Raw genomic sequence first — 8,082 nt, 5'->3', positions numbered from 1 at the left:
CAGTGGACAGCAAACACGTCACCATGCACACCCTCCGGCACACGACCGCCATGAACCTCCTCCACGCCGGAGTCGACATCACAGTCATCGCGCTCTGGCTAGGCCACGAGCAGACCTCCACCACCGACATCTACCTCCACGCCGACATGGAGACAAAGAAGGCAGCCCTCGACAAGACCAGACCCCCAGGAGTCACCCCAGGCACATTCACCCCGCCCCCCGAGATCCTCACCTGGCTCGAAGCCCTCTGACTATGCCGACACCACCAGGAGACGATCGTCTCTGACAAGGGTAAACGTGGTCACGGTCGGCATAATCCACACGTCGGCATAAGCGATCAACGGACGCCTCGAACACCTCCGCGGGATCGCGCTCGGCTTCCGGAACCTCACCCACTACATAGCCAGAAGTCTCCTCGAAACCGGAGGATTCAAACCCCGTCTACACCCTCGATTGTGAAGAGCCGATTCAGTGACGCGCGCACATGCCCAGGGGAGTCCGCCCTGTTCCAGAATCCATGCAAGTTGACTGTTGAGCAGGTGAAGCGTCACGAGCGCTGGTGTATTGAGGGTCTGGTCGAGCCGAGAGTTGTCCAACGCGCTCTTCAGGCTGAGGGACTCCGGGATGTATCGATCCGAGGTCGCGATTCGTTCGATTCGCTCGATCGCGGCGGGGGAGACGAGCGCGACCCACAGCCCTCCGTCAGAGCCGAGATTCTTCTGTGGGGCGAAATAGTACACGTCGGTATCAGTGGCGTCGAACGTCATCCCCCCGGCAGCGCTGGTCGCATCGATGACGGTCAGTGCGCCCTGGGCGTTGACTCGATGAACGGGGGCCGCAACTCCGGTGGACGTCTCATTGTGCGGCCAAGCGTAAAGATCGATATCAGGCATGATTTCTGAGTCTGAGCGCGTACCTGGAAGCGCGGCGCGAACATCGGGGGTGGACAGCCAAGGCGCGTGTGCAGCAGCGGCGAACTTGTTGCCGAACTCCCCGAAGGTGAGGTGTTGACTTCTCTGTTCGATGAGGCCGAATGCTGCGGCATCCCAGAAGGCTGTCGAGCCTCCGTTTCCGAGAATGACCTCATACCCGTCCGGTGCCGCGAACAAGGTGGACAGTTGAGCCTTGATGTTCGCCACAAGCGCTTTGACGGGGGCTTGTCTGTGGGACGTGCCGATGAGTGAAACGCCATCTGTATGGAGCGCGTCGAGTTGGGCTGCGCGTATCTTCGCGGGACCGGAACCGAATCTCCCGTCAGAAGGGAGGAGCTGTCGGGGAATGGTGATTGTCATGCTTCTCTCCGGTCGTAGGTCGATTGTCAGAGCTGAATCTGGTGGTGGACGTACTCGATTCTGAACCAGTTACTGGTCGATGCCCGCTCGGTACAGGTCGCCCGCCAAGTACTTGAGGCCGGTGTCGCAGGCGACCGTCGCCACGGTTCGCCCGGGCCCGAACTCTTTCGCCAGGTGGAGTGCACCCGCGATGTTGAAAGCGCTGGATGTCCCTGTGAAGACACCCTCGTCGCGCGCCAGCGGGACTGCCAGCTCTCTGGCGCTCTGCTCATCGACGGTGAGCACTCGGTCGTACAGGTCGGAGGGCAGCAGCGGAGGGACGATCCCGGTCGCAATGCCCTCGACGTGGTGCGGACCCGCATGGCCCGCGCTGACCATCGGGGAGGTCGTTGGTTCGAGGGCCGTGACGGAGACCTCGGGGAGCGCAGCTTTCAAGGTTCGGGATACTCCCGCGAGCATTCCTGCGGTGCCGACGGCCGCGCAGAAAGCGTCGATGACGATTCCGCTTCTCTCCGTCTGCTGGAGCAGTTCGTGGCCGAGAACGTCGTATCCGATCAGTGCGTCGGTGTTGTGGAACTGGTCTGTCCAGTACGCACTCTCCTCGTCGACGATGCGATCCACGGCATGCCGCATCCGCTCGAACAGCCCCGGGGTGATCAGCCCGTGGTCGCTCGGCACGATCACGACCTCAGCACCGAAGGCCCGCATGGTCTGCAGCTTCTCCTGGGCGAAGGTGTCGGAGCTCACGATGGTGCACGGGTATCCCTTGACTGCGCACACGTAGGCGAGAGAGGAGCCTGTGCTTCCGCCGGAGTACTCCACGACGCGCTGTCCCGGTCGCAGTGCTCCGCTGCGCTCCGCTTCTTCGATGATCGCCAGCGCCATGCGGTCCTTGTAGCTTCCCGTGGGATTGCCTGCCTCGATCTTCACGAGGACCTGCGCTGAACCGTCTGGGACGATGCGATGCAACCGCACCACGGGAGTGTCGCCGATGGTGGCCAGCGAGGAGTCGATCACTCCGCGGCTCATGACGCGGCTGCCATCGCACCGATGAGAGCCTGGTGGTGGGTGCGCAGTTGGAGCAGCGCTGCGTTCAGGAGCGGTGCGGACACTTGGAGTGCTGCCGCACGGATGGCGAGGTCGCCGATGATGTGCTCCGCCTCGACGGGGTCGCCGTGCCGGAGGTCGCGGTAGAGCGACGAGGTGAACGCTGAGCCCGATTCGGTGAGCAGGCCGAGGGACTGTGCATGCCCTGCCGCGCTCACTGGGTGGCCGGCGGCTTCCGCGATCTGCTCGCACTCGGCGATCGCCTGGAGGATCTGCGCTTCGCCTCCGGCGGCGAGAATGTCGCCGATGGTGCCGCGGAACAGGCAGGTGATGACGCCGGCGGCGGCGATGAAGGCCCACTTCTCCCACAGCCGCGAGGCGATGTCGTCCACGACCTCCAGTGCGATGCCGTCGACATCGAGCGTCCGGCTGATGTTGTCGGGCACGGCATCACCAAGCAGCCCGCCGATAGTGAGGCTGCACAGCGGGGTCATCTGCACGACGGTCGCGTCTTCGTCCAATGTCGCGACGATCTTCACGATGCCTCCGAGGACTCGTCCCGGGAAGGCACGCTCCAGCAGGTCGATGTGGGCCATGCCGTTGAGCAGCGGGACGACGCAGGTCTGTGGGCCGATCGCAGGAGCGAGCGTCGGGATGATCGCTGCCAGCGCCGGTGCCTTGACTGCGACGATCACGAGGTCGAGAGGATCTGCGTGGTCCAGCGCGGTGACGGCGCGCACCGTGTGCATGCCGTCCACGTCAGGTGCGCGGAAGCGTAGTCCGTCGGCGGCGAGTTGCGCTGCGCGGCGTTCTCGGACGAGGAACGTCACGTCCTGTCCAGCGGAGATGAGTCGCGCCCCGAGGGCTCCGCCGGTGGCTCCTGCTCCGATGATGAGGGTTCGTGTCATATGCCGAGGTTCCTTTGATGAGTTGCCGGGCCGGAGCCAGTCGATGAGTCCGCTGCCCGTCGCGTTCACGTGCCGGGGCTGATGAGGCCGTAGGTGGTGCTGGCAAGCAGTCCAGCACCGATGATCAGCAGTGTGATGCCGCCCAGGAGAGTGATGAGCCGGTCCGCGGCCGGGGACCGGTGGAAGCCGAACAGCCGGATCAGCGCGATCGTCACCGTCCACCACAATCCTGCGCCGAGCACGACGGCGGCGCACAGTGCCACGGTCCGCATCTCCGCTCCGTCGCCATGTCCGATGAACTGGGGCAGGATCGCCGCGAAGAAGAGCAGCGCCTTCGGGTTGGTCGCGTTCGTGACGAATCCGCGTGCGTAACCGCCCTGTGTCCGGTGCCCGATGTCCTCGGTGGCGTCAGGTTCGGCGCTGGGGGCGGCCCGAAGCATGCTCGTGCCCATCCACAGCAGCACTCCAGCTCCGATCAGCTGCACGATGGTCAGCGCCCCTGGCGCGGACACCAGCAGGGCGGTCGCACCGGCGGCAGCGAGCAGCGCGTGCAGCATCAGGCCGGCGACGATCCCCACTGCAGTGGATGCGCCTTCTCGGACGCCGCGGGTCGCCGCGTGCACGACGAGCACGAGGTCCGGGCCGGGGACCGCCAGCGCTACCAGCAGCGCGAGGGCGAACGCCGCCCAGGACTCTGCTCCCACCTGTGCCTCCGATCTGTAGGCTGTTCCGGACACCAGGTTATGGGCAGGATTCGTTACTATGTCTACATGCGTGAACCTCAGATGAAATCAGATCGACTGCCCGAACTGGATTCGGTGGACTGGGCGATCCTCGAACTACTGCAGGTGGATGCGACGATGCCGAACAAGGACATCGCCGCCAAGGTCGGCGTGGCTCCGAGCACCTGCCTGGAGCGCATCCGGCGGATGCGCCGCAACGGCACCATCGTCGCTACCCGTGCGCATGTGGCCCCGAGCCTGCTCGGCAAGGGTGAGCAGGCGTTCCTCGGCATTCAGATCCGCCCGCATGCCCGCGACACGGCCAACGACTTCGTGCAGAAGGCGCTGGCACTGCCGGAGACGCTTGCGCTCTACAACGTCAGCGGCAGCGATGACTACCTCGTCCACGTCGCAGTCGCCAACAGCACCGAGTTGCAGACCCTCATCATCGACAAGCTGCTGGCGCTGCCGCAGGTCGCGCACTGTCGGACGCAGCTGATCTTCGGTGAGCCCTTGGTAGCCCCGCTGCGGCACCGCCCCTCGGCCGGCGCGCCGCGCGGCTGAGACCATCATCTCTGCCATTGCGTCACCACCAGGAAGTGGTATGCGGCGGAACGCGTTCGGGTGCAGATCGGCGCGGTACGGTCGGACCGACATCACGATGGATTCCTCTCATGGCAATGGTCGGAGAGACGATTGAAGGACACTGAGCATGGCGCTGACCTTTCGACGAGCAGTGGCGACTGACACCGCCGTCGCGCAGCAGGCGTACCGGCTGATCATCGATCACCTGGCCGAGACCGTGGACTTCCCGCACTGGCATACCGAGAACCACCCCACCCCCGAGGAGGTCGTCGGCTGGGTCGAGGCCGGCGAGCTCTATCTCGCGCTCGATGAGGGCGGCGAGACCGCTGGGGTCACAGTGCTCAACCACGACGCCGTGGACGCCTACCGAGAAGCCGCGTGGACCATCGAGGCGGAGCCGCATGAGGTCCTCGTCGTGCACGCTCTGGGCGTCGTGCCCGACCATCTGGGCACGGGAGTGTCACGCTTCCTCGTGGATGCGACGCTCCAGGTCGCCCGCGAGCAGGGCTGCAAGGCCGTCCGCCTGGACACCTACGTCGAGAACATCCCCGCGCGAAAGCTCTATGAGCGCCACGGCTTCACCGACCTGGGCTGCCACACGGTGGTCTACGAGGGCACCGATCTGAGCCAGTTCCACCTGTTCGAGTACGTGCTCTGAGCCCTGATCCGGCCCAGAGCACGCACATCCCGTGCGGGCGGCTGCTAAGTGCTGCTGCGTCGTCGACCTTTTGAACCCAGAGGTTGCTCTGTGCCGGAACTCGGTTGAATTTAGGTTTGCGCTTTAACCTCTCCGCAGAGCTATTTGGGCTGCACCCAAGTGTTCTGTCCCGGTACTGGGGCGGATCTCCAGGTCTTGCCCGACGTCTATCTCAGGCTGACTGATTCAGACTTCCTGACCTATCGGGAGCTCGCTCGAACGCGACGGTTCGGCGGCACGCGCCTGTGTCGCAGGTGCGAGCAAGAGGACCAGGAGCGAGGCGCAGATGCCCGCGAGCCCAGCCCAACCGATGGCGGGGAGGCGCTCACCGACGATGACCACGGCCAGGAGGGCGGCGATCGCGGGTTCAGCGAGGGTGAGCGTTGTCGCGCCGCTTGGAGTGACGCGCGTGAGGCCGTACCCGAAGAGCAGATAGCCCAGGAACATCGGGACCAGTGCCATGTAGAGCCCGACCATCATGGGCTGGGCGGAAGCGATGAGCGGTGCGCCGGTGAGCATGAGTACGGGCATCAGCGCAATGCCGCCCAGGCCGAAGACAGCGCCCATCGCTGCCGCACGCCCGACGCCGCGGTTCATGAGGCGGTGAGCGCTCCACGAGTACATGGCGTAGGTTGCGCCAGCAACCAGGCCGAGGATAACGCCGGCGACCGTGGGGAGCGTCTCGCTCGGCGCGTCGTGCATCTTCGCAGCGCACAGTACTGCGCTGCCCGTGATGCCGAGCGCTGCGGCGAGCATCCACCAGCCGCTGAGTCTGCGTCGCTCGATCACTCGTTCCAGAAGGCCCGAGGCGATCGGGGCAGAGCCGAGGGACACGACCGTGCCGACCGCGACGCCAGCCAGATGCATCGAGCTGTAGAAGGCCAGCGGGTAGATCAGCACGGCTGCGGCTCCGGCGAGCACTGTCCCACGTTGCGAAGATAGTGCGGGTCGTTCCCGGCGGAACGAGGGGGCGGCGATGGCTGCCTGCAGGATGCCGCCGATGCCGAGCGCTGCCGCGCCCATGGCCAGCGGCCCGACTGACGGTGCGAACGTCGCCGCAGTCCCCGTGGTGCCCCACAGGAAGGCGGCGGCGAGCACCGCGAAGATGCCGGTGGGGGAGCCTCGTTTCACAGTGCCGCCAGCATCCGCAATGCGATGGCCCGGGCGTGCTCCAGGCGCTCCGGGGTGCCCTCGAGGCCTGCCCGTGCGACGGCTCCTTCGAGGATGAAGCTGAAGTGCTCGGCCAGCTCCAGCGCCTCGGCTTCGGAGGTCATGGATTCCAGATCCTCGGCGAGAATCTTCTCCACCTGCTCCTTGTGCGCGCGTACGGACGAGCGGGCGGGGTGTCCGGCCGGAAACTCGGCGGCCGTGTTGAGCAGCCCGCATCCTCGGAAGCCCTTGCCGTAGGCGTCGTTCGCGTGGTCGATGTAGGCGTCGAAGACTGCGACGACCCGGTCCGTGATTGTCGAAGCTTTCGCAGAGCGCTCCCGATGCAGGTCGAGCCACTCCTTGTGGCGGGCGTCGATATAGGCGCTGACGAGCTCTGCCTTGGACGAGAAGTTGTTGTAGAGGCTCTTCTTCGCGACCCCGGCCGCAGAAGTGATCGTGTCGATCCCTGTCGCGTGCACACCGTCCTCGTAGAAGCGTCTCGCCGCAGCATCGAGCAGTCGCTCTCGAGCTGATGGCGGCTGACGGAGTGGTGTGAAGCAGACGAACTCAGCGACGGCCAAGTTCGACTTCGGTTCTTCAACCGATTTGAAGCGACAGGAGAAGTGCTCCAAGAGGACCTCTTGCTGACGTTTCGGAGTGCAGATTTGCTCACCTCGCAGTTGGCTTCGGCCGGATTCGAAGTCTCGGCTATATCGGGTGACTGGAAACGGACGCCGTTCAATGGCGAGCAAGCAGTGATGGTGTTCGAGGCGCGGCCGGTTTGAGTTGGTGTGTACGCTGACGTAACCCGGTCGAATTTAGGTTCAACGTGTGATGTGAGCTGATCCTGCTCCGTGGGCCCCGTCGATCTTCGTGATTGGCGGGGCTTCGTTGTTTCGTTCTTGTCTCTTCGCACCGAGCAATCGGAGCTGTCATAGTTGATAGCAGAAGGAGTGGCTCTGATGTCATCCATCATCGTGCGTGGTCTCGATGACCACGTGAAGCAGCAGCTCGCATCGCAGGCGAAGGAGCACGGGCCGTCCATGGAGGCCGAGGTTCGCGACATCCTGACGAAGGCCGCTCGACGTCCGCACATCGGCATGGCTCTGCTGTCTGTGGCGCGGGATGTCGGTCGGGTCGAGGAGCTGCCGGTTCCGACGCGCGATGATGTCGCAAGGGCGGCGGACTTCGAATGATCGTCCTCGACACGAGCGTCATCTCGGAGATCTTTCGGCCCTCGCCGGAGCCTCGCGTCGTCGAGTGGCTCGTGTCCCTAACGGGCGACGTCGCGATCACCTCCATCGCTCTCGCGGAGTTGCTTGCCGGTGTGCGCAGGCTCCCGGACGGCCGACGCAAAGACGAGCTGGCACAGAGGATCGGAGAAGCGATAGCGCCGTATCGGGGGAGCCGGTCGGTGCTCGCATTCGATGATGACGCGGCGGAGCGATACGCGGAGGTGCTCGTGTCTCGTGAAGCAGCAGGTGCGCCGGTCGGTACGGCGGAGGCCCAGATTGCCGCGATCTGCCTGGCGCACGGGGCAACCTGCGCTACGCGCAATGTGAAGGACTTCCAGCACACCGGCGTCGAACTGGTGGACCCGTGGAAGGGGGACGCGTGAAGCGTCATTCGATCCAGGTCCTCGCCCACCAGGAACTCACTGAGGCCGATCTGGGTGAGCTTCG

General features: G+C 64.9%; 11 protein-coding genes. 5 read left to right on the top strand and 6 right to left on the bottom strand.

Annotated features, from left to right (window positions below):
* Positions 1-251, top strand: a 251-nt coding sequence (locus BUC15_RS14090; RefSeq protein ID WP_175558344.1) for a tyrosine-type recombinase/integrase, incomplete at its 5' end; no start/stop codon positions are given.
* 144 nt (positions 252-395) lie between these two features.
* Here BUC15_RS14090 and BUC15_RS14085 read toward each other — a convergent pair.
* The 4 genes from BUC15_RS14085 to BUC15_RS14070 all read right to left on the bottom strand — a co-directional run bounded on the left by BUC15_RS14085 (position 396) and on the right by BUC15_RS14070 (position 3,951).
* On the bottom strand, positions 396-1,292 hold the full coding sequence (locus tag BUC15_RS14085) for an aminotransferase class V-fold PLP-dependent enzyme (RefSeq protein ID WP_084189606.1): 897 nt from the start codon (positions 1,290-1,292) through the stop codon (positions 396-398).
* 69 nt (positions 1,293-1,361) lie between these two features.
* Positions 1,362-2,321 (bottom strand): PLP-dependent cysteine synthase family protein, encoded by a 960-nt coding sequence (locus tag BUC15_RS14080; RefSeq protein WP_073189412.1) that lies wholly within the window; start codon positions 2,319-2,321, stop codon positions 1,362-1,364.
* Positions 2,318-3,247 (bottom strand): ketopantoate reductase family protein, encoded by a 930-nt coding sequence (locus BUC15_RS14075; RefSeq protein WP_073189409.1) that lies wholly within the window; start codon positions 3,245-3,247, stop codon positions 2,318-2,320. The genes BUC15_RS14080 and BUC15_RS14075 overlap by 4 nt, the downstream gene beginning before the upstream one ends.
* A gap of 65 nt (positions 3,248-3,312) precedes the next feature.
* Complete coding sequence (locus BUC15_RS14070; RefSeq protein WP_073189407.1) at positions 3,313-3,951, bottom strand: LysE family translocator; 639 nt, start codon at positions 3,949-3,951, stop codon at positions 3,313-3,315.
* Positions 3,952-4,017: 66 nt separating this feature from the next.
* On the opposite strand from BUC15_RS14070, the gene BUC15_RS14065 reads away from it, so the two are divergent.
* Positions 4,018-4,533 (top strand): Lrp/AsnC family transcriptional regulator, encoded by a 516-nt coding sequence (locus BUC15_RS14065; protein ID WP_073189405.1) that lies wholly within the window; start codon positions 4,018-4,020, stop codon positions 4,531-4,533.
* A 148-nt stretch (positions 4,534-4,681) separates the two neighbouring features.
* Positions 4,682-5,212 carry a GNAT family N-acetyltransferase gene (locus BUC15_RS14060; protein WP_073189403.1) on the top strand — a complete coding sequence of 177 codons (531 nt, stop codon included), beginning with the start codon at positions 4,682-4,684 and terminating at the stop codon, positions 5,210-5,212.
* Positions 5,213-5,437: 225 nt separating this feature from the next.
* Here the strand turns inward: BUC15_RS14060 and BUC15_RS14055 are convergent, their stop codons facing one another.
* Positions 5,438-6,382: an EamA family transporter gene (locus BUC15_RS14055; protein WP_073189401.1), complete on the bottom strand. Its 945-nt coding sequence runs from the start codon at positions 6,380-6,382 to the stop codon at positions 5,438-5,440.
* Positions 6,379-6,981 (bottom strand): TetR/AcrR family transcriptional regulator, encoded by a 603-nt coding sequence (locus BUC15_RS20825; protein ID WP_073189421.1) that lies wholly within the window; start codon positions 6,979-6,981, stop codon positions 6,379-6,381. The genes BUC15_RS14055 and BUC15_RS20825 overlap by 4 nt, the downstream gene beginning before the upstream one ends.
* Positions 6,982-7,362: 381 nt before the next feature.
* On the opposite strand from BUC15_RS20825, the gene BUC15_RS14045 reads away from it, so the two are divergent.
* Both BUC15_RS14045 and BUC15_RS14040 read left to right on the top strand, forming a co-directional pair.
* The gene (locus BUC15_RS14045; protein ID WP_073189398.1) at positions 7,363-7,596 is read left to right on the top strand and encodes a FitA-like ribbon-helix-helix domain-containing protein; all 234 of its coding nucleotides are present in this window, start codon (positions 7,363-7,365) and stop codon (positions 7,594-7,596) included.
* Positions 7,593-8,018 carry a type II toxin-antitoxin system VapC family toxin gene (locus tag BUC15_RS14040; protein ID WP_073189396.1) on the top strand — a complete coding sequence of 142 codons (426 nt, stop codon included), beginning with the start codon at positions 7,593-7,595 and terminating at the stop codon, positions 8,016-8,018. The genes BUC15_RS14045 and BUC15_RS14040 overlap by 4 nt, the downstream gene beginning before the upstream one ends.
* Positions 8,019-8,082 lie beyond the last annotated feature (64 nt).

The sequence above is a fragment of the Tessaracoccus bendigoensis DSM 12906 genome (assembly GCF_900141915.1).
Classification (GTDB): Bacteria; Actinomycetota; Actinomycetes; order Propionibacteriales; family Propionibacteriaceae; genus Arachnia; species Arachnia bendigoensis.
Note: the sequence above shows the minus strand (reverse complement) of the source record. Positions and strands in the feature narration are given on the sequence as shown.